The sequence below is a fragment of the Haloarchaeobius pelagicus genome (assembly GCF_051207375.1).
In the GTDB taxonomy this organism is placed as follows: Archaea; Halobacteriota; Halobacteria; order Halobacteriales; family Natrialbaceae; genus Haloarchaeobius.
This window is the reverse complement of sequence record NZ_JBPJZD010000001.1, coordinates 1341340-1359270: the sequence shown is the minus strand read 5'-3', so window position 1 is coordinate 1359270 and position 17931 is coordinate 1341340. Positions and strand designations below refer to the sequence as shown.

Here is a 17931-nt window from a genome sequence, read left to right as displayed (position 1 = left end):
TGAGAGCGAAGAGAGGGCCAAAACAAGCTAGAAAACGCGCTCTAGCCCTGATATTGGGGAGAAGAAGTGGCCTGTCGAGAGTATCACAGTCCCCGTTCAACGACGAACTCGGGGCGTATGACACTCGCTCTGAGCCATCGCTCTCTTCGCACTCAGATTCTGATCCGTACCTCGGAAGGTTCCGAGACGCCGCGAGGGCTCGATTCGAAACCGAACTCGGCCAGTCATCGTGGTGTGGCTCTGATCGGCCCGAGCTCTCGACGAGTTCGCCCGGTGGGGTAGGGCCACCGACCGAGGACTAGACGTCATCGAGACCCACCCTGCACCAGTCCAGGTGACAGGGCCAATCTGGTGTCGGCAGGCTGCGCAGGAACCCCTCGAAATCGCCCTCGGTGCGCTCACGTCAGCACGAAGTTCGGGTCGAATCTACTAGTTATCAAATATAACATGGTGGCCTGTGAGCTGACTACCCTGCCCAGATTCACCTACCCAACCACGTGATTCGTCGCTTCCGGAACAACAGATTTCTCTTATTGTATGTGGATTTGTAGTACTATGCATCCCAAAATGCGGGTCCAAATATTTTGATAAGTGCATTCTGCCGCCGAAAATGCAGCCCCACTCGGGAAGATAAGGGCTCTTATCCCGAAATGTGGGACACATTGAAGTATCGGGGGTGAGTCGGTCTGGCCAGAGCCGCATGTCGAGAAGCTACCAGATTTTTGATATCGTTTCGGACCGGTCTCGCGCTGCTCTCGCGGCGGGCCAGCGACAGCGTCGAGCGAACCAATCTTGCGAGCCGCGAGCCCGGTCGAATCTGCACCCGATCACGCCACCAACCACGCCAACCAATAATAGGCAATTATTGCTGCAAATGGGGGTGTGTCTACAGCCCCATTCGAAGCACGCAACCCCTGGGGTTCGACCGGGGAAGACACCCTTCCAGACACAGGGAGTGAAGCATGATATATCATGGTCCACCGGGTGGTGTCGATGAGCCAACAGGACACGAGTCGGTCGGTGGTGAAGACCTACGTGCCGAGCTACCAGAAAGCGGAGTGGGCCGACCACGCCGACGAGCTCGACATGAGCCAGAGCGAGTTCGTCCGGGCGATGGTCCAGGCCGGCCGACGGAAGTTCGACCTGCCCGACTCACCCGATAGTGGGGCCGAAGGGGACCAGAGTGACACCGTATCGGGTGACTCCGACGGCGGCGACCTCGACGAACGCGTCGTCGACATCCTCCATTCTGCTGAGGGGCCCTGTACCTGGGACGAACTGCTGGCCGCAGTGAGCGACGACATCGAGGACCGGCTCGACAGCGCACTCCAGGACCTCCAGGCTGACGGGCGTGTCAGGTACAGCGGTCGAGACGGCGGCTACGTGCCGACAGAGGATGCCTGAGATGGCCGATTCAGTCGCGTACTTTCTCGAGGACCAGACCTACCACGGGAAGGCGAAACGGACGCAGGAGGCCTACGAACGGGTCCTCCGGCGGTTCGAGGCGTTCCTGGCCGACCCCGAGGCTGGTCCCGGCGGCGGCTCGGTGACGCCAGCAGACGCGGATAGACGCCAGTGCATGGCGTGGGTCCACTCCCTGCGAGGCGAGCACGCACCGAGTACGGTCGCCTCCTACGCCTCCTACGTCCACCGGTTCTACGCCTACATGACCCAGGTCGGAGAGTTCGAGTCGAACCCCATGGCGCTGGTCGTCGAGGAGATGAACGAGTCCATCGACAAGGACCCGACGAGACGGGAGCTCACCGTCGACCAGATGCGGGGCTTCGTCGCCGATATCGGGCATCCGCTGGAGCGTGCGCTGGTCGTGAGCCTCCTCAAGACCGGGATGCGTGTCGGCGAACTCTGTAATCTTGACCTGCGAGACGTCTCGTTGGCGGTTCCGGCTGTCGAATCCGAGTACGACCTCGGTGGTCGTGTCCAATTAGAGGGCCGCCCGGATTCCATCTTCGTCCCGGCAGAACCGGCCCACAGCGAGGAGTACCACGGGGAAGAGCGGACCGCGGCCAACAAGCGAAAGCGCTCGACCGTGGTTCCGGTCGACGACGAACTGAAGCGGGTGCTCGTGGCGTGGCTGGCGATCCGTCCCGACGCGGTTTCACCCGCAGAGCCGCTGTTCTGCTCGACGTCGAGCGACTGGGGCGAACGAATCACCCCCCAGGGCGTGCGCCATATCGTCGAGACCCACGCCAGGGAGCACGGCTGGTACCGAACAGGGGGTGGGGCCGCCGAGAACGTGACTCCGCACTACTTCCGGCACTTCTTCACCACTCATCTGCGCGACCGGACCGGCGACCGTGGTATCGTCAAGTACCTTCGCGGCGACGTGGCGAGCGATATCATCGACACGTACACCCACAACTGGGGCGACCGAGTCCGCGAAGTGTACGAGGCGAACGTCTACTCCCTGCTCTGAGTCGATTTTTCGGATACACTCGATGCTGCTTCATCGAATCTCGCCACTGCTCGCTGTTCGACACCAGACTCATAAACCAAATCTCGCTATACAGAATTGGGGTGGCCGAATCCAGAATCGGCCGAGTCAGAATTCCGCGTTCACGGCCTCCAGCTGCCGCCAGGCGTAGGTCCTGAGCGCTTCGCGGAACTCGGCGGGATCCGCGTCGATGTGACCCGCTTCGGCAGCGCGAACGCCACCAGGGAGGAACTTCGCCGTCAGCGTCGCCCTGTACAGGCATCGCCGTCGATGAGAGCGCGGGGGAAGCGACCCGACGGCCCGGTACCCATCGAACAGGGCTTCCCGGAGCGTTCCCGACGCGACGGCGTGGGGCAGGTCGAAGAAGTCGAGACAGGCCCTCGCCAGGTCGTACTCCCCGGGGAATGCCATGGCTCCTTCCCAGTCGACGAGCAGCGCCTCGTCGCTGTCGGTGAACCGGACGTTGGCAGGACCGGCGTCGGCGTGGGTTAGAACCGGATCTACACCATCGAACCACCCTTTCTCGGTCGCACGACGAGTGGCTTCGCAGATGGCGTCCCGAAGGTCCTCGTGTGGCGTCTCGGCGAGTCTGTCGAGCCAGTCGTCGACGAGGGCCTCCCAGCACTCGCCCCAGGGCGAGTGGTTCTCGGTCGGCGTTCTCGAGGACGTGCTTGCAGACGGCGCGGCGACCGTCGATGGTCATGCGACCGCCGGGTCTCGGCCGGCGACCGGCCAGCTCCGGGACGGTCCCGCAGCTACGGCCCTGAAGAAGACAGCCAAAGATACTGAGAGGTCAGAGTAATAGCTTCCGCTCTCGTGGCAGGTGGTTTCTGCCCGTGGGGGGTATCGGTCGGTTTCGGCTCCTATGGGTGCCGTCCGGCTGTCGCGTTCTGGGTCCACGCGGGGCGCTCGATGCTCGTCGTCCCCACGTCACGGTAGACGAGTTGATGTAGGACGGTGACCGTTTGCCCGTCCCTGGTCGTGATGTACTTGAACGTGAACTCGCGAATCAGCCCGTCCTCGTCGACGATGAGGTCGAGGCTGGCGTCGCGGATGGAGGCGTCCGCATCGATGCTGAGCTGGGCCCGGTCCCTGACCGTGTCTCCGCGAAGCCGGTACAGCGGGTCGTCGACACCGCGGGGTGCGTGGCCGAGTCGGTCCACGCTCTCGATGGCGACCGCCTCGAACGCGACCGCGAGGACGTCGGTCTGCTGGCCCCGGAAGATACCCAGGTCGGTCGGTGAGAACGGGGTCCCGTCGGAGTCGCGGAGCACGGTCACGTCGGTCTGGTCACCGATGGTCCGGCGACTGTAGACGGTGTGGCCATCGGCGAACAGCTGCGTCTCCTGGGTCGGCCCGACAGTCGTGCCCTCGGCTCGCTCGTAGTACCGGTACCGAGACCGATTCGCGGGGTAGGAGCCGTCGCGGACCAGTTCGCGACGCACCGTTCCGTTCCAGGACGTCTCGCGGTAGACCGCGGTGACGCGATACCCCGTCCCGTCGAGGGCGCGCTCGTGGGTGTCGAGCAACACACCGACGTTCCCGACCTCGTCGCGGCTCGGATCCGGGTCGAAGACGGCTCGGGTGGCGGACTCGGTGACGGTCGCTGTCGGCTCGGCGGTCTGCTCGACAGAGAACGGTGCTCGCGTGGTCCCGTCGTCCGCGAGGCCGCCACAGCCAGCCAGCGCTATGAGGAGCGCGAGGACGGCGACCTGTCGGACTCGCATTGTTTCGGGTTAGCAAGGGGCGTGCATCAAGGTTGTGCTGGCGGGTGCCGTGGTCGTCGTCGTGTTGTCCACGGTGTACTCGTCCACCCAGTCTGGCCGCGTGAGCGTCGTCTGTCCGAGGTCGCGGTAGACCAGTCGGCGCTCGATGAACACCGGGTCGCCGGCGTCCGTCTCGGTCTCGAACGTCAGCCGATACTCGTAGACGAACCCGCGATGGTCGACGATGGCCTCGAAACTGGCGTTTCTCACCGTGCCGTTCGGCCCCTGTGCGAGGAGCTGTGGGCTCTCGACGGTCTCGGACTGGACCCGGTAGAGTGGCCCCTCAAGCCCAGACGGGATACGGTCGAGTTCGGTGACGCTCGTCACGTTCATGCCCGCAAAGCCCTGGTAGAGGAAACTCATCACCTCGCCTTTCCCGCGGAACACACCGAGGTCCACGGGCCGAATCGGTTCGCCCGTCGATTCTACCTGGGGGACATTCACTGTCGTCCCGTTCTCGCTGGGCTGCCGGACGAATCCCCGGGTCCCATCGGCGTAGACGCTTACGTTGCTCGGACGGGGGAACGCCGTCCCGTCCAGGTAGAACTCGACGTAGTAGCGCGACTCGTTCGCGGTGAAGGCCCCGCTGTCACGGCGCTCCTGATGGACTGTCCCGTTGTCGTAGATGGCCCTGTAGACGTGGTGGACTCGGTAGCTCGTGTTCTCGAGAACGCGTTGCTGGGCCGAGAGCATGTCGCGAACGTCACCAAGGTCGTTCGCGGTCGGGTCGGGGTCGAACTGCGGGACCGCCGTGGTGGCGGTCGTGGTGTCCTCGACTTCGGCTGGTTGCCCGGTCCCCTCGACGGAGAAGGGCTGGCGAGTCTCCTGGGTCGGGCCAAGGCTCCCGCAGCCGGCGAGGACGATGGCGAAAGCGAGCGCGAGAGCGGGGAGGGAGCGCATCGGTGGGAGTTCTCCCCCGAACTATTTCAGTCTTGATAGAAGTCTGCCAGTTGCTCGGCGCTCTGCGTGGCCCGGACAGCAATCCCGACGGTCTCGGGGTCGGTGATGGTCGCGGCCGCACGCATGCGGGAGTAGTCGCTGTGCAGGTCGCTCGCGACGTGTGACCGCCAGGGACCGTCCTCGACGACGACGAGCGAATCGACCGAGTCGACGGCATCGAGGACCGCACGGTTCCCGTTCGAGAGGTAGGGCTCGGCGAGGACGACGACCGCCGCGTCGGCGATGTGCGCGCGGAGCGATGCGACCGTTTCCTCCTCCAGTGCCGCATAGGGATTCGCGAGCAGGGAATCGATTCCGAGCAGGCGTGCGGTCTCCAGGAGGGCGTCACCTGGCGGGGCCGGACCGACCGACACCTCGGCGTCCGCGTTGGCGAGTCGTTCGAGGGTTCGCGCCGCGACCGACCCGTTCCCGACGAGGTGGACCGAACAGTCGAGCGACTCGACCGGGCGAGCGAGTGGTGTCACCGTCACGCTCTCGGTGACGGGGTTCCGGGTGAGGACGGTCTCGGCGTCGAAGCTCTCGCGCAGGCGTGGCCGGGTGAGGACGCTGTCGGGTTCGCCCGATGCGACCACGTCCCCACCAGCCAGCAGGACGAGTTCGTCGCAGTACCGGGCCGCCAGCGAGAGGTCGTGGATGGCCGCGACGGCGGTCTTCCCGTCGGCGACGAGTTCCCTGACGAGTTCGAGCGTCTCGACCTGGTGGTTCACGTCGAGGCTGGCGGTCGGTTCGTCCAGCAGGAGCACGGGCGTCTCCTGTGCGAGGCCTCGCGCGATGGCGACCTTCTGCCGTTCGCCGCCGCTCAGCTCGTCGACCGGCCGGGCCGCCAGGTCCGCGATGTCGACGCGCTCGATGGCCTCGTCGACGGCCCGGTGGTCCTCGGGCGTGGCGGTCGTGAACCGCGAGCGGTGCGGGGTGCGGCCCATGGCGACGAGGTCGCGCACGGGGAACGAGAACGAGACGGTCGTGTCCTGCGGGACGACCGCGACCTGCCGACTCGCTGCCCTCGCCGAGAGGTCGTGGATGGGTTCCCCACAGACCTCGACCGTCCCGGATTCGGGTGTGAGGGCTGCACTCATCGCCCGCAAGAGGGTCGTCTTGCCCGCCCCGTTCGGCCCGACGAGGCCCACGAACGTGCCGGAATCGACCGACAGCGAGACGTCGTCGAGCACCGTCGCGTCACCGTAGGCCACGGTGACGCCGTCGACGGTTATCATAGCGCGTGCACCTCCCGGCGCTTGAGCAGGAACAGGAAGAATGGCGCACCAAGCGCCGCGGTCACGATGCCGACGGGCAGTATCTCGGCGGTCGAACGCGCGACCGTGTCGGTCGCCACCAGGAACGACGCGCCGGCAAGCGCGCTCGTCGGAAGCAGGATACGGTGGTCCGGCCCGACGACGAGGCGCAGCATGTGCGGGACCACGAGGCCGACGAAGCCGATGACGCCGGCGACTGCGACCCCGGCCGCGGTGACGATGCTCGCGAGCGTGAGCAACAGCAGTTTGGTCCGCTCGACCGCGATGCCGAGGTGGTGTGCGTCCTCCTCGCCGAGCAGGAGGACGTTCATGTCGTTCGTGTAGGGCAGGAGGAGGACGAATCCGACGAGACCGATGCCGCCGGCGAAGGTCACGTCGCCCCAGGTGGCCGCGCTGAGGTCGCCCATCAGCCAGTACAGGGCCTCGCGCAGGCTCTCGCCGCTGGTGACAAGCAGGAACGAGACGACCGCCCCGAGGAACGTCTGGATGGCGACCCCTGCGAGCAGGAGGGTTGCGACCGGGGTCCGGCCGCGCTCGGTCGCGAGCGCGTAGACGAGGAACGCGGTGAGGATGGCACCGACGAAGGCCGCGCCCTCGATGCCGAAGGGGACCGAGAGCGGGAGGACGATGGCACTGACCGCGCCGACGGCTGCGCCGGAGGAGACGCCCACGATAGAGGGGTCTGCCATGGGGTTCCGGAAGAAGCCCTGCATGACCGTCCCGGCGGCCGCGAGCGAGAAGCCGACCGTGGCGGCCAGCGCGATACGCGGGAGCCGGACGCTCGCGACGATGACGCTCGCGGTCTTGGGCACTGAGAACTGGAAGAGCGAGGTCGTCTGGAGGGAGAGACCACCCGCGAGGGTGACGCCGGTGGGGAGGGAGAGCTGGTTCAGGAGGACCTTCGCGACGGTGAGGTAGTCGATGGAGACGGGGCCGACCGCGGCACAGACGACCGTCGTGAGGGCTAACAGCGCCGTCAGACCCGCCGACCAGCCGACCGTCTTCGTCCGCGTCTCCATACTGTCGTGTCTACTTCGCAAATGCACTTGCTTTAGGTAAATACTTATTGCATACGTGGCGAGTTGGGTGTGATGACAGGAACACGGACGCTGCTCGTCGCAGCACTGCTGGTCATCTCGTCGTTCGGCGTCGTCGCGACGCCGGCCGCCGCGACACCAGCCAACGACGCCACCACGGCAGGTTGCTCGTTCCCGTTCACCGCGACCGACGCGACGGGAACCGAAGTCACGCTCGAAGACGCACCCGACCGCGTCGTCACGGCCGGCCCCGCCGCGGCCCAGACGATGTGGGAGATCGGCGCACAGGCGAAGGTCGTCGGGACGACCCAGTACGCCAAGTACCTCGACGGTGCCGAGACGACCGCGAACATCTCCGGCTCGGGCTACGCCTTCATCTCGGTCGAGAAGGTCATCGCCCAGCAGCCCGACCTCGTCCTCGCGGCGAACATCGTTCCCGACGAGAAGGTCGAGAAGCTCCGCCAGGCCGACATCACGGTGTACAAGTACGAGTCGGCCAGCTCGCTGGACGACGTCATCGCGAAGACGGAACTGACCGGCAAGCTCGTCGGTGCCTGTGACGGGGCCGCCGAGACGGTCGACTGGATGGAGACCGAGCGCAAGGTCGTCGAGCAGGCGGCCGAAGGCCAGGAGCCGAAGAAGGCCCTGTACGTCTTCTACGGCTCGACCCCCGGGCCGAACACGTACATCTCCGACCTCATGACCACTGCGGGTGCGACCAACCTCGCGGCGGAGGCTGACCTGGAGTACTCCAGTGCCGGCTACGCCCGCCTCAACCCCGAGGTCGTCGCCAACATGAGCGTCGAATGGCTGCTCCTCAACAGCGGCCAGCCCGAACCGCGCATCCCCGACTCCGAGGCCTACCAGAACACGATGGCGGTCCAGCAGAACCAGACCATCGTCATGGACGAGAACCGCGTGAGCCAGCCCGCACCGCGCAGCTTCCTCGTGATGCGCCAGCTCTCACAGACCTGGTACCCCGACGCCTACGCGGAGGCCAACGCGAGCGTCCGCGGTGAGGCGGAGGTCTCGACCGGAACCACGGCAACCGCCGAGTCGACGACGGCGATGAGTACGACCGCCAGCACCGAGACCACGGCGGAGCCCGCATCCAACGGCTCACCCGGCTTCACCGCCGTCGGTGCCGTCGCCGCACTGACCGCCCTCGGCGCGCTCGCCCGTCGCGACTGACGGGTCTCTTTTTCCCCCAACTCGACGCGGAGAGTCCGAAAGGCCGATACCGGGTGACCCCGTCCGACCGCACATGGTCGAGAACGTCATCTGGCCCGCGTACCTCGACGCGGAACTCTCCCGGTCCGGTGGACGGCGCGTCCCTGCAGACCTCGCCGTCTCCGAACCGACCGTCGAAGAGATCGCGAAGGCCGTCCAGCAGGTCGGGTACGACGCCCGCATCGAACGCGACGTGGCGTATCCACGCGAGGGTTACGAGGGCCGCGGTCGCGTCCTCGTGAAGAACCCGACGGACGACTCGAAGAACGACATCGTACAGGCCGTGGCGGCCTACGTCAACGCCCTCCGCGAATGAAGCGCGTCGGGACGGTCGTCCGGTCCGCCCAGGGCCTCGCCATCGCCCGCACCGACGGCGAGGACCACCCCCGCATGGGCGAGACGGTCATCGACGAGTCCCTGGACACGGTCGGCCGCGTCGTCGACGTGTTCGGGCCGGTGTCGCGCCCCTACGTCGCCGTCTCCGGCGACACCGACCCGGCACTGTTGCTCGGGCAGACGCTGTACGCCCGGTAATCGGCCGACTGAAGGGAGGATACGCGAACGCAAGGCCGAAATAGCGCGGGCCGAAAGGTCGTGGCATGAACGACCGTTATCGGATTTTCGGGGCCGTCGGCCTCGCCGTCACCATCTTCGTGCTGGTGCAACTCGGTGCGCTCTCGCTCGTCGAGCCGTTCAAAGAGGGCGGCCGACAGGTCGTCGAGAACCCGCAGGACGCGACCAACAGTATCGTCTACATCGGTGCCATCCTCGTGGCGACCGCCGGGATGCTGGCCGCGTTCAAGTTCGACCTCCAGTGGCTCATCCGCGGGTTCATCATCCTCACCAGCGGCATGCTCTCCTACTACGTCTTCGAGACGTTCATGCCAACGACCGTCGCGGTGGCGGCCGGTGGCGTCGTCGCCCTCGGCCTGCTCGTCTACCCCGAGTGGTACGTCATCGACACCGCCGGCGTCGTGATGGGGTCGGCCGCGGCCGGCCTGTTCGGCATCAGCTTCGGGCTGTTCCCCGCCATCGTCCTCCTGACGATTCTGGCAGTGTACGACGCCATCTCCGTCTATGGAACCGAGCACATGCTCACGCTCGCGGAGGGCGTCATGGAGATGAAGGTCCCCGTCATCCTCGTCATCCCGACTACTCTGTCCTTCTCGTTCCTCGAACTCTCGGCGGAACGTGACGACGAGGGGGACGACCCAGCCGACGGGGAGACCGTTGCGGCCGACGGGAACGGCACTCCCGAGGGGGCAGACGACCCCGAATCCGACCCCGGACCGGAGTCGGACGGTGCCCTCGACCGTGACGCCCTCTTCATCGGGCTCGGTGACGCCGTCATGCCGACCATCATCGTCGCCAGCGCGGCGTACTTCCACAGCGGCGCGACGGACACCGTCACCCCACTCATCTCGGACCCCATCCTCCTGAACCTGCCCGCACTCACCGCGATGATCGGGACCATCGTCGGCCTGCTCATCCTCCTCTGGATGGTCCTGAAGGGAAAGGCACACGCTGGCCTTCCACTCCTGAACGGCGGCGCAATCGGTGGCTACCTCGTCGGTGCGCTCGCCGCCGGCATCCCGCTGATGGCGGCGCTCGGACTGTAATCGCGCCCTGTTGCTGCGGTCTTTCGCGGGTCTCGACGCCACTGCCCAAAGTGACATCTACCGCACCGACGAACCCCACCCATGGACGACGAAATCGCGATCGTGACCGCGGCAGGACGTGGCATCGGTGCGGCCTGCGCCCGCAGGCTGGCTGACGACGGCTACACGCCCGTACTGCTCTCGAAATCGGGCGCAGCGCGGGACGTGGCCGACGACCTCGGCGGCGTCGGCTTCGAGGGGTCGGTCACCGACCCGGCAGACCTCGAAGCCCTTGTCGATGCAGCGACCGACCGGTATGGGCGGGTCGACGTGGTCGTCAACAACACCGGTCACCCCGCGACCGGCGACCTGCTCGACATCACGGACGAGGAGTGGCACGAGGGGCTCGACCTCGTGTTGCTCAACACCGTCCGGATGGCCCGTCTCGTCACGCCAGTGTTCGAGGAACAGGGCGGCGGCAGCATCGTCAACATCTCGACCTTCTCTGCGTACGAACCGTCGCTCGATTTCCCCGTCTCGTCGGTGCTCCGGGCCGGACTCGGCGGGTTCACCAAGCTCTACGCCGACCGCTACGCCAGCGAGAACATCCGGATGAACAGCGTGCTGCCGGGGTACACCGACAGCTACGAGATTGACGAGGCGACCCGGGAAGCGATTCCGATGGGTCGGTCGGCGCGAACCGACGAGATAGCCGACGTCGTCGGCTTCCTGGCCTCGGACGCGGCGAGCTACGTCACCGGGCAGAACGTCCGGGTCGACGGCGGAGTGACCGACAGCGTCTGAGTCCGGGAGCCAGCTCACTCGAACGCGCGCAGCCAGTGGTGGTCCGGGTCGACGGTGAGAATCGCCTCCCGGAGCCAGCCGCGGGGTTCGGGGGCGAGCTGTGGGAACACGCGGTCGAAGTCGGCCTCGTCGTGCTCGCCGAATATCGGGAGCTTGTAGCAGAGGACGATATCGGGGGCGAGATACGGCATCCCCGTCTCCGAGACACGGACGACCTTCTCGAGGTCGCGAGTCACCCGGGAATCACGGCGGAAGGTCCACCGTTCGCCATCGTGCTCGTTGAGCAGGCACTCCAGATGCGGGAGTTCGAACGCCTCGTTGCGGGCGTGGAGTTCGTGCCGGGGGAGTTCCAGCCACTCCCCGGTTGCCCACGGTTCCGTCCGCTCCTCCCCGGGGACTGCCACCTCGAACGTCCAGTCCGAGAGGTGCTCGCGCAGGGCGTGCTGGTCCTCCCGGAACACCGCGACCTCGGCGTCCCCGTGGGACCGGGTCTGCTCGCCGAGGAAGCAATCGAGCGCCCACCCGCCCGCGATAGCCCACGGCTGGTCGAACGTGCGAAAGCGATCGCCGACCGCGTACACGTCGTTCCAGGTGGTCTCGCGGGACATGTCGTTCATCAGGTATCCACTGTACGATAAGAAAGTATCGGGTGGCCGTCGGCGCGGCGAGTCCCCTCACTCCGCCCGGGCTGCCCCGGTGCTCGACGAGGGGGAGGCCCGCCACAGACTGTACCCGTAGACGACCACTGCAACCGCCAGCACGGTATCGACGACCTCGATAGCCAGCAACAGCGGCGGCATCGCGTCCGGCGACGTGGGGAAGACGGCGAGCAGGTCCAGCAGGTAGACGAGGACGTAGAGGACGGCGAGCCCCATCGCCGCCGGCACAGCGACCCGCCGCCCCCGCCAGAGCCGGGAGGCCGTCGCCATGCTGGCGAGGCCGAGCGCGATCAGGAAGCCGTTGAATCCCCAGTAGACCGCGGGCGAGAGGTGTGCGAACGACCGGGTCTCGATGGGGCCCCACGGCGCGAGCGACACGAGCAACCCGGTGACGAGGAGCAACAGCAGTGCGAGGGGTCGAATCGACGTGTGTGACATACACCAGTCGTTGGGGTCCGCCTGCGGTGAGGATTCCTCCGAGCATGCCAGGTGTATTTATATTCACCACTCGAACACGCAGCGAGATGCGGAGCACGACCGTGGCGCTCACCTGGGAAGACACCGGGCTCCATCCACTGTACGACGCCTTCGCGACCACGCCGGACGTGGCCGTCGAGGCGCTCCACTACATCAACCCGGTCGGTGACGACGGCTATGCCGAGTTGATACAGTTGCGCGGCGACCTCGAACTCGCTCGCGAAGTGTTACAGCAGTCGGCGGCGGTCAACGAGTTCGAGGTTTCCGAGTCGGGTATCGCGTACGTCCACTACGAGGCGTCGCCGCTCATGGACGACCTCCTGGGTATCCTCTTCGACCACGCCGTCGTGCTCGAATGGCCGGTCGAGTTCGTCGCGGTCGATGGGGTCCCCGAGGCGCGGGTGACGTTCGTCGGGACGAGTCACGCACTGGCCGAGGCGGTCGCAGCCATTCCGTCGGCGGTCACGGTGACGCTCGAACGGACCGGCCGATACCGGCGTTCGACGCCATCGCTCGCGACAGTGTTGACCGAGCGCCAGCGAGAGATCCTCGAGACGGCCGTCGCGGCCGGCTACTACGACGTGCCGCGGGGGACGACCCACCGGGAACTCGCGGCAGCGCTGGACCTCGCACCCGGGACCGTCAGCGAGCACCTGCAGCGGATCGAGCACAACCTCGTGACCGCGTTCGTGCCCGGTTGACCGCTCACTCGCCGGTCAGGGCTTCGCTGGCTGGCGAGATGCTGATCTCCTGGCCGAGGTCCTGTGCGACGGCCTTCTCGTAGAGCATGTAGGCGGCGGCGGTCGTCTCGATGCCGGTCCCACCGGAGTCGAACACGGTGATGTCCTCGTCGCTCTCTCGGCCGGGTGCCTCGCCGGCAACGACCTCGCCGAGTTCGGCATGGATGTGGTCCTCGTCGACCACGCCGGCCTCCATCGCGCTGATGAACGAGCCGGCGTCCTGCGTGACGCGCTCGCGGAGGTCCGGGACGTACGTGGCGCGCTCGATGGTCGTGTGGTCGAGTTCGCGCTTCTCCGGGTGGTACTGTCCCATCGCGGTGACGTGGGTGCCCGGTTCGAGCAGGTCGCCGTCGAAGACGGGTTCCGAGGCGGTGGTCGCCGTGATGACCACGTCGGCATCCTCGACCGCCGCGGCCGAGGAGGCGACCGCAGCGACCGAGGCGTCGTAGTGTTCGTTCATCTCGGCCGCGAAGCCCTCGCGGTTCTCCTTCGTCGGGGAGAACACGTTCACGGTCTCTATGTTCCGGACGGTCATCGTGGCCTTGAGCTGCCCCCGGGCCTGCGCGCCGGTCCCGATGACCGCGAGCTTCGTGGCGTCGTCGCGGGCGAGTGCGTCGACCGCGACCCCACCTGCGGCTCCGGTCTTGTACGGGTTCATGCTCGCACCGTCGATGAGGGCCAGCGGCTCGCCGGAGTCGGCGTCGAACAGCGGCGTCATGAACCACGCGTCGACCTGGCCGAAGCCGGCGGAGTACATGTAGCCGCCCATGGCACCCGTCTCGGGAAGCACCGCGGAGTAGCTGAACAGCATCCCCGGCGGGTCGTCGTTCCGAAGTGTGGTCCGTGGTTTCGCGGGCGCGCCCTCGCCGCGCTGGCGGTAGGCGTCTCGGACGGCATCGACGTACTCGGCTGGTTCGGCGAGTCCGGCGACGTCGTCACTGGTCAGGAACAGCGCGTTCGTCATGGTCGGCGAATCGATAGCCAGCGGTAAAAAGGCGTATGCTGGGTACGTTGGTCAGTCGGCGTTGGGCGCGGGCGCGGACGGCGTGTTGGTGGTGTCCGTCTGCGTGGTGATGGAGTCGACCGGTCCTCGGACGAACATCGCGTGTCCGATGAGCAGGGCAGCAGTGAGTGCGGCGATGGGAACGGCGGCCTCCAGCTGGAGGGTCGTGAGTGTGGTGAGTGCGCCGGTGCCACCGAGGAGTGCGAGCGGAATCAGCCCTAGAACGAGGTCGTAATACCCAGTCATAATGTATTAGAAAATATGGGGAATGAGAATATAAAACTTTCGCCTATAGGAGCGAGATAGGACATCTATGGCTGATTCATAAATAGTGCATGTGTTATCCATAACTTATGGGCCTGATTCAGGTTGCATAACTCGACGCTGTCTTGCGATTTTTCAGAATTTACCTCTGGTGCAGGATACCCAATATATGTTTTCTGCTTTCGCTCGATGCCGGAACCGATGCGTTTTACCGACCGACTCACGACCACACGTCCGTGAATCGGAACGACCGCGCGATCGTCGCGCTCGTGATGGTCGGGCACGGGATGGTCCACACCTACGAACTCTCCATCCCCATCTTCGTGAGCGTCTGGCTCGCGCCGGGCAGCTTCGGTGCGACCGAGGCGACCCTGGGGCTCGTCACCGCGGTCGGCTACGGCCTGTTCGGCCTCGGCGCGCTCCCGGGTGGCGTGCTCGCGGACGTCGTCGGGTCGAAGCGTCTCATCGTGGGCTGTCTGGTCGGGATGAGTGGCGCATTCGCGCTCCTCTCTGTCGCGCCGGGTATCCCCGTCGTCGCCCTGGCACTGCTGCTCTGGGGGGCTGCCGCCAGCGTCTACCATCCCTCCGGGCTCTCGCTCATCAGCCGCGGGACCGAGGAACGCGGCTCGGCGTTCGCCTACCACGGGATGGCCGGGAACCTCGGCATCGCGCTCGGGCCGCTACTGACGGCGACGCTCCTGCTCGTCCTCGACTGGCGGCAGGTCGCCCTCGCCCTGGCGGTCCCCGCGCTCCTCGCCGCAACCGTCGCGACCCGCATCGACGTGGACGAACGCGCCGCTGTGGCAGACGGCGGCGACTCGAAGGCCGACAGCGTCTCCTCGCTCTCGGAGTTCCTGGCGGGCAGTCGGGCGCTGTTCGCCGGCGGCTTCCTCGTCATCTTCGCCATCGTCATGGCCTCTGGGCTGTATTACCGCGGGGTCCTGACGTTCCTGCCCGAGATCCTCGGTGGGTTCCCCTCGTTCGACCCCATCGAGCTCGCCGGTCAGGAGCTCGAACCCGCCCGGTACGTCTACGCCGGGCTCCTGATGGTCGGTATCGCCGGCCAGTACGTCGGCGGGCGACTGACCGACCGGATGGAGCCCGCGAAGGCGCTCAGAATCGCGTTCCCCGCGCTGGCGGTTATCGCGCTCGTCTTCCTGCCGGTCGCCGACCTCGGCATCTACGCCTTCCTGGCGCTGTGTGCCGTCCTCGGGTTCTTCCTGTTCCTCGTCCAGCCGCTCTACCAGGCTGCTGTCGCCGAACACACGCCCGCTGGCACGCGCGGACTCTCCTACGGGTACACCTACCTCGGCGTGTTCGGTGTCGGCGCACTCGGCGGTGTCCTCGCGGGCGCACTGCTCACCTTCGCAGACACCGGCGCACTGTTCCTCGCGCTGTCGGGTATCGGCCTGTTCGGCGGACTGGCCAGTCTGGTGCTGAGTCGGCGCTGAAAACGGTGTGTTCGATTATTCGACCAGCCAGCCCACGACGAGCGGGCGCGCGAGACCGAACACGACCGCGCCGAGGCCGGTCATCACGAGCATGAACGTCCACGGGGAGTTCCCCGAGAAGTAGGGCGAGGCACGGAGCATGAGGCCGATGTTCGCGCCGCCGATCCAGGCTCCCGCGGCGAGTCGTGCCGACGCCATCCCGCCCGCGAAGGCGCGGTCGCCGTACGCCCCGACGAGCGTCGCGACGAGGAACCAGCCGACCAGGAAGGGGAACATGGTCTCTGCGACGGCGACGGGTGCCGTAATCGGGTTCACGCCGTGGCGAAGTTCGCCGACCGTGATGAGCGCGGCGAGGACGACGAGGTCCGCCCCCGCGAGCTTCCAGACGGCCGACAATGGCCGGGGGTCGAGGCCGAACAGACGCTGGGCTGTGCTCATGACCGACCCTGTGGACCGGAGTACTATCCCTCTCTCGGTTTCTCGCGGGCTCCGCGACGCCGGTTCGGTCGGCAGGCAACGTTTTTGTCGTCGGCACGACACTGCCGACCATGAACCGGACGTTCGTGGCCGGGGCCGCACTCACGGTGCTGGGACTGGTGGGCTATGGTATCGGGGTGGTTGCGCCCTATCCGGGACGGGCCTTCTCCGTGACTGGCGTGATGATAGGCCTCACCCTGGCCGCTGTCGGGAGCGACTTCGGGCGAGGTGAGGGCCAGTGACCATCCAGTCGCACGTGTTCGACAGCAGCGGCGTGAACGACCACGAGGACCTCGCGGAGGCCAAGGCGGCGGACGGGACGACGTGGATTCGCGTCAGCGACGCCACACCGGAGGAGATGGAGGACGTCGCGGGCACCTTCGGTATCCACGAACTCGAACTCGACGACGTTCGCAACGACGTCCGACCGAAGACCGAGGTGTTCCCCGACCACGTGTTCACGCTGGTGAAGACTGCGGTCCTCCGGGCTGGCGACACCACGTTCGAGGAGGAGGTCAGGTCCGAGACGGTCGGGCTCTTCATCGGAAAGGACTGGCTCGTCACGCTTTCGCTCACGACCCTTCGGGCGGTCGGCAAGGTGTGGAACGCGGTTACGCGCGAGGACCAGCGCATCCTCTCGCGAGGGCCGGACTTCACCGCCTACCGAATCCTCGACAACGTCACGAACGACTACTTCGGCCTCATCGACGAGGTCGAAGACGACATCGAGGCCGTCGAGGAGGAGGTCGTGGGTGCGACCGGCATGGAGACGCTGGAGGACCTCAACAGCCTCCGGCGCGAACTCCTCTCGATTCGTCGCGTGCTCTGGCCGAGCCGGGACGCGGTCGCCATCCTGGCCAGGGGGGAAGACGAACTCATCGAGGAGCGCCACGAGAAGTACTTCCGCGACGTGTACGACCAGCTCGTCCAGCTGGTCGAACTCATCGAGACGTACCGCGACCTGGTGACGGGCGCGCGGGACATCTACCTCAACTCCATCTCGATGAACATGAACGAGGTGATGAAGACGCTGACCGTCGTCGCGACCATCATCCTGCCGCTGACGTTCGTCGTCGGCATCTACGGGATGAACTTCTCCGTGATGCCCGAACTCGGGTGGGACTACGCCTACCACGCCATCATGCTCGGGATGGTTGGCATCGCGGCCATCATGATACTGTACTTCCGGGAGGAGAGCTGGCTGTAGTTTTCCTGTCCCTATTCGGCGTTCTCGCGCTTCAGCGAGAGCACCGTCCGCTCGAACTCGCAGACCAGCGTCTCATCTTCGTCTCGCGGCTCGGCATCCTCGCCGCTCGACTGTTCCGAGGCGCTTCGCGCCTCGCTATCCGTCCTCTCCGGGAGCTTGAACACCTCGACGTGCATCGTGACGATGCCGCGCTCGCCGTCGCTGGTCTCGCGCTTGTCCGTCACGGTCGACTGCACGCGGATGGTGTCACCGTGGAACACCGGGTTGGGGTGTGAGACCTCGTCGTAGGAGAGGTTCGCGACGATGGTGCCATCCGTGGTCTCCGGGATGGAGATACCGACCGCGAGCGCCATGGTGTAGATGCCGTTGACCAGTCGCTCGCCGAACTGGGTGTCGGCGGCGAACGACTCGTCGAGGTGCAGCGGCTGCTGGTTCATCGTCATATCACAGAAGCGCTGGTTGTCGCTCTCGGAGATGGTCCGCCGTCGCTCGTGTTCGATGGTCTGGCCGACCTCGAACTCCTCGTAGTAGAGCCCTGGCATGCCCGAGTGCT

22 protein-coding genes and 1 pseudogene are annotated in these 17931 nt (G+C 66.2%); 12 read left to right on the top strand and 11 right to left on the bottom strand.

The annotated features are described in order from the left end of the window. Nucleotides 1-993 precede the first annotated feature (993 nt). Together ACSC1S_RS07135 and ACSC1S_RS07130 are read left to right on the top strand one after the other, a co-directional pair. Nucleotides 994-1404, top strand: coding sequence for a DUF5805 domain-containing protein (locus ACSC1S_RS07135; RefSeq protein WP_435363736.1), 411 nt, complete (start codon nucleotides 994-996; stop codon nucleotides 1402-1404). Further along, nucleotides 1397-2434 (top strand): tyrosine-type recombinase/integrase, encoded by a 1038-nt coding sequence (locus ACSC1S_RS07130; RefSeq protein ID WP_435318172.1) that lies wholly within the window; start codon nucleotides 1397-1399, stop codon nucleotides 2432-2434. Before ACSC1S_RS07135 ends, ACSC1S_RS07130 begins: the two co-directional genes overlap by 8 nt. A 126-nt stretch (nucleotides 2435-2560) precedes the next feature. Here ACSC1S_RS07130 and ACSC1S_RS07125 read toward each other — a convergent pair. After that, nucleotides 2561-3061, bottom strand: a pseudogene (locus ACSC1S_RS07125) (phosphotransferase family protein); the annotation flags it as partial. Here ACSC1S_RS07125 and ACSC1S_RS07120 point away from each other — a divergent pair. After that, the gene (locus tag ACSC1S_RS07120) at nucleotides 3003-3254 is read left to right on the top strand and encodes a hypothetical protein (protein ID WP_435363735.1); all 252 of its coding nucleotides are present in this window, start codon (nucleotides 3003-3005) and stop codon (nucleotides 3252-3254) included. The pseudogene ACSC1S_RS07125 and the gene ACSC1S_RS07120 overlap by 59 nt on opposite strands. Nucleotides 3255-3315: 61 nt before the next feature. Here the strand turns inward: ACSC1S_RS07120 and ACSC1S_RS07115 are convergent, their stop codons facing one another. The 4 genes from ACSC1S_RS07115 to btuC are packed head-to-tail and all read right to left on the bottom strand — an operon-like array spanning nucleotide 3316 to nucleotide 7450. Further along, nucleotides 3316-4179: a DUF7537 family lipoprotein gene (locus tag ACSC1S_RS07115; RefSeq protein WP_435363734.1), complete on the bottom strand. Its 864-nt coding sequence runs from the start codon at nucleotides 4177-4179 to the stop codon at nucleotides 3316-3318. Nucleotides 4180-4188: 9 nt separating this feature from the next. After that, a complete protein-coding gene (locus tag ACSC1S_RS07110) occupies nucleotides 4189-5118 on the bottom strand; it encodes a hypothetical protein (protein WP_435363733.1) in 930 nt (309 codons plus the stop codon). A 26-nt stretch (nucleotides 5119-5144) separates the two neighbouring features. Then, the gene (locus tag ACSC1S_RS07105) at nucleotides 5145-6392 is read right to left on the bottom strand and encodes an ATP-binding cassette domain-containing protein (RefSeq protein WP_435363732.1); all 1248 of its coding nucleotides are present in this window, start codon (nucleotides 6390-6392) and stop codon (nucleotides 5145-5147) included. Beyond that, on the bottom strand, nucleotides 6389-7450 hold the full coding sequence (gene btuC / locus ACSC1S_RS07100) for a vitamin B12 ABC transporter permease BtuC (protein ID WP_435318167.1): 1062 nt from the start codon (nucleotides 7448-7450) through the stop codon (nucleotides 6389-6391). The genes ACSC1S_RS07105 and btuC overlap by 4 nt, the downstream gene beginning before the upstream one ends. A gap of 72 nt (nucleotides 7451-7522) precedes the next feature. On the opposite strand from btuC, the gene ACSC1S_RS07095 reads away from it, so the two are divergent. The 5 genes from ACSC1S_RS07095 (at nucleotide 7523) to ACSC1S_RS07075 (ending at nucleotide 11100) form a co-directional block, all read left to right on the top strand. Beyond that, nucleotides 7523-8659: a PGF-CTERM-anchored ABC transporter substrate-binding protein gene (locus ACSC1S_RS07095; protein WP_435318166.1), complete on the top strand. Its 1137-nt coding sequence runs from the start codon at nucleotides 7523-7525 to the stop codon at nucleotides 8657-8659. Nucleotides 8660-8732: 73 nt separating this feature from the next. Then, nucleotides 8733-9014 carry a signal recognition particle subunit SRP19 gene (gene srp19 / locus ACSC1S_RS07090; protein WP_261651107.1) on the top strand — a complete coding sequence of 94 codons (282 nt, stop codon included), beginning with the start codon at nucleotides 8733-8735 and terminating at the stop codon, nucleotides 9012-9014. Then, nucleotides 9011-9232 (top strand): H/ACA ribonucleoprotein complex subunit GAR1, encoded by a 222-nt coding sequence (locus ACSC1S_RS07085; RefSeq protein ID WP_261651106.1) that lies wholly within the window; start codon nucleotides 9011-9013, stop codon nucleotides 9230-9232. The genes srp19 and ACSC1S_RS07085 overlap by 4 nt, the downstream gene beginning before the upstream one ends. A gap of 65 nt (nucleotides 9233-9297) precedes the next feature. Beyond that, nucleotides 9298-10317, top strand: a complete 1020-nt coding sequence (locus ACSC1S_RS07080; protein ID WP_435363731.1) for a presenilin family intramembrane aspartyl protease PSH — start codon at nucleotides 9298-9300, stop codon at nucleotides 10315-10317. Between the two features lie 81 nt (nucleotides 10318-10398). Continuing rightward, nucleotides 10399-11100 (top strand): SDR family oxidoreductase, encoded by a 702-nt coding sequence (locus ACSC1S_RS07075; protein ID WP_435363730.1) that lies wholly within the window; start codon nucleotides 10399-10401, stop codon nucleotides 11098-11100. Nucleotides 11101-11114: 14 nt separating this feature from the next. On the opposite strand, the gene ACSC1S_RS07070 is transcribed toward ACSC1S_RS07075, so the two are convergent. Further along, a complete protein-coding gene (locus ACSC1S_RS07070) occupies nucleotides 11115-11717 on the bottom strand; it encodes a nucleotidyltransferase domain-containing protein (protein WP_435363729.1) in 603 nt (200 codons plus the stop codon). 57 nt (nucleotides 11718-11774) lie between these two features. Continuing rightward, entirely contained in the window at nucleotides 11775-12197 is a 423-nt protein-coding gene (locus ACSC1S_RS07065; RefSeq protein WP_435363728.1) for a DUF8051 family protein, read from the bottom strand. 86 nt (nucleotides 12198-12283) lie between these two features. On the opposite strand from ACSC1S_RS07065, the gene ACSC1S_RS07060 reads away from it, so the two are divergent. Further along, on the top strand, nucleotides 12284-12937 hold the full coding sequence (locus ACSC1S_RS07060) for a helix-turn-helix domain-containing protein (RefSeq protein WP_435363727.1): 654 nt from the start codon (nucleotides 12284-12286) through the stop codon (nucleotides 12935-12937). 4 nt (nucleotides 12938-12941) lie between these two features. Here ACSC1S_RS07060 and ACSC1S_RS07055 read toward each other — a convergent pair whose 3' ends face one another. After that, nucleotides 12942-13940 (bottom strand): ornithine cyclodeaminase family protein, encoded by a 999-nt coding sequence (locus ACSC1S_RS07055; protein WP_435363726.1) that lies wholly within the window; start codon nucleotides 13938-13940, stop codon nucleotides 12942-12944. Nucleotides 13941-13991: 51 nt separating this feature from the next. Then, nucleotides 13992-14225: a DUF8015 family protein gene (locus ACSC1S_RS07050; protein WP_435363725.1), complete on the bottom strand. Its 234-nt coding sequence runs from the start codon at nucleotides 14223-14225 to the stop codon at nucleotides 13992-13994. Between the two features lie 290 nt (nucleotides 14226-14515). Here ACSC1S_RS07050 and ACSC1S_RS07045 point away from each other — a divergent pair, with 290 nt between their 5' ends. Further along, the gene (locus tag ACSC1S_RS07045; protein WP_435364594.1) at nucleotides 14516-15694 is read left to right on the top strand and encodes an MFS transporter; all 1179 of its coding nucleotides are present in this window, start codon (nucleotides 14516-14518) and stop codon (nucleotides 15692-15694) included. 15 nt (nucleotides 15695-15709) lie between these two features. Here ACSC1S_RS07045 and ACSC1S_RS07040 read toward each other — a convergent pair whose 3' ends face one another. Next, nucleotides 15710-16132, bottom strand: coding sequence for a DUF3054 domain-containing protein (locus ACSC1S_RS07040; protein ID WP_435363724.1), 423 nt, complete (start codon nucleotides 16130-16132; stop codon nucleotides 15710-15712). Nucleotides 16133-16242: 110 nt separating this feature from the next. Between ACSC1S_RS07040 and ACSC1S_RS07035 the strand changes: the two genes are divergently transcribed. Further along, entirely contained in the window at nucleotides 16243-16413 is a 171-nt protein-coding gene (locus ACSC1S_RS07035; RefSeq protein WP_435363723.1) for a hypothetical protein, read from the top strand. Further along, entirely contained in the window at nucleotides 16410-17378 is a 969-nt protein-coding gene (corA, locus tag ACSC1S_RS07030) for a magnesium/cobalt transporter CorA (protein WP_435363722.1), read from the top strand. Before ACSC1S_RS07035 ends, corA begins: the two co-directional genes overlap by 4 nt. 11 nt (nucleotides 17379-17389) lie before the next feature. On the opposite strand, the gene ACSC1S_RS07025 is transcribed toward corA, so the two are convergent. Then, entirely contained in the window at nucleotides 17390-17920 is a 531-nt protein-coding gene (locus ACSC1S_RS07025; protein ID WP_435318155.1) for a MaoC family dehydratase, read from the bottom strand. Between the last annotated feature and the right edge of the window lie 11 nt (nucleotides 17921-17931).

Excerpts from the sequence above, each read along its gene's own strand:
- ACSC1S_RS07135 (WP_435363736.1), top strand. The coding sequence starts at position 994 with ATGAGCCAACAGGACACGAGTCGGTCGGTGGTGAAGACCTACGTGCCG.
- ACSC1S_RS07130 (WP_435318172.1), top strand. The coding sequence starts at position 1,397 with ATGCCTGAGATGGCCGATTCAGTCGCGTACTTTCTCGAGGACCAGACC.
- ACSC1S_RS07120 (WP_435363735.1), top strand. The coding sequence starts at position 3,003 with ATGGCGTCCCGAAGGTCCTCGTGTGGCGTCTCGGCGAGTCTGTCGAGC.
- ACSC1S_RS07115 (WP_435363734.1), bottom strand. The coding sequence starts at position 4,179 with ATGCGAGTCCGACAGGTCGCCGTCCTCGCGCTCCTCATAGCGCTGGCT.
- ACSC1S_RS07110 (WP_435363733.1), bottom strand. The coding sequence starts at position 5,118 with ATGCGCTCCCTCCCCGCTCTCGCGCTCGCTTTCGCCATCGTCCTCGCC.
- ACSC1S_RS07105 (WP_435363732.1), bottom strand. The coding sequence starts at position 6,392 with ATGATAACCGTCGACGGCGTCACCGTGGCCTACGGTGACGCGACGGTG.
- btuC (WP_435318167.1), bottom strand. The coding sequence starts at position 7,450 with ATGGAGACGCGGACGAAGACGGTCGGCTGGTCGGCGGGTCTGACGGCG.
- ACSC1S_RS07095 (WP_435318166.1), top strand. The coding sequence starts at position 7,523 with ATGACAGGAACACGGACGCTGCTCGTCGCAGCACTGCTGGTCATCTCG.
- srp19 (WP_261651107.1), top strand. The coding sequence starts at position 8,733 with ATGGTCGAGAACGTCATCTGGCCCGCGTACCTCGACGCGGAACTCTCC.
- ACSC1S_RS07085 (WP_261651106.1), top strand. The coding sequence starts at position 9,011 with ATGAAGCGCGTCGGGACGGTCGTCCGGTCCGCCCAGGGCCTCGCCATC.
- ACSC1S_RS07080 (WP_435363731.1), top strand. The coding sequence starts at position 9,298 with ATGAACGACCGTTATCGGATTTTCGGGGCCGTCGGCCTCGCCGTCACC.
- ACSC1S_RS07075 (WP_435363730.1), top strand. The coding sequence starts at position 10,399 with ATGGACGACGAAATCGCGATCGTGACCGCGGCAGGACGTGGCATCGGT.
- ACSC1S_RS07070 (WP_435363729.1), bottom strand. The coding sequence starts at position 11,717 with ATGAACGACATGTCCCGCGAGACCACCTGGAACGACGTGTACGCGGTC.
- ACSC1S_RS07065 (WP_435363728.1), bottom strand. The coding sequence starts at position 12,197 with ATGTCACACACGTCGATTCGACCCCTCGCACTGCTGTTGCTCCTCGTC.
- ACSC1S_RS07060 (WP_435363727.1), top strand. The coding sequence starts at position 12,284 with ATGCGGAGCACGACCGTGGCGCTCACCTGGGAAGACACCGGGCTCCAT.
- ACSC1S_RS07055 (WP_435363726.1), bottom strand. The coding sequence starts at position 13,940 with ATGACGAACGCGCTGTTCCTGACCAGTGACGACGTCGCCGGACTCGCC.
- ACSC1S_RS07050 (WP_435363725.1), bottom strand. The coding sequence starts at position 14,225 with ATGACTGGGTATTACGACCTCGTTCTAGGGCTGATTCCGCTCGCACTC.
- ACSC1S_RS07045 (WP_435364594.1), top strand. The coding sequence starts at position 14,516 with ATGGTCGGGCACGGGATGGTCCACACCTACGAACTCTCCATCCCCATC.
- ACSC1S_RS07040 (WP_435363724.1), bottom strand. The coding sequence starts at position 16,132 with ATGAGCACAGCCCAGCGTCTGTTCGGCCTCGACCCCCGGCCATTGTCG.
- ACSC1S_RS07035 (WP_435363723.1), top strand. The coding sequence starts at position 16,243 with ATGAACCGGACGTTCGTGGCCGGGGCCGCACTCACGGTGCTGGGACTG.
- ACSC1S_RS07025 (WP_435318155.1), bottom strand. The coding sequence starts at position 17,920 with ATGCCAGGGCTCTACTACGAGGAGTTCGAGGTCGGCCAGACCATCGAA.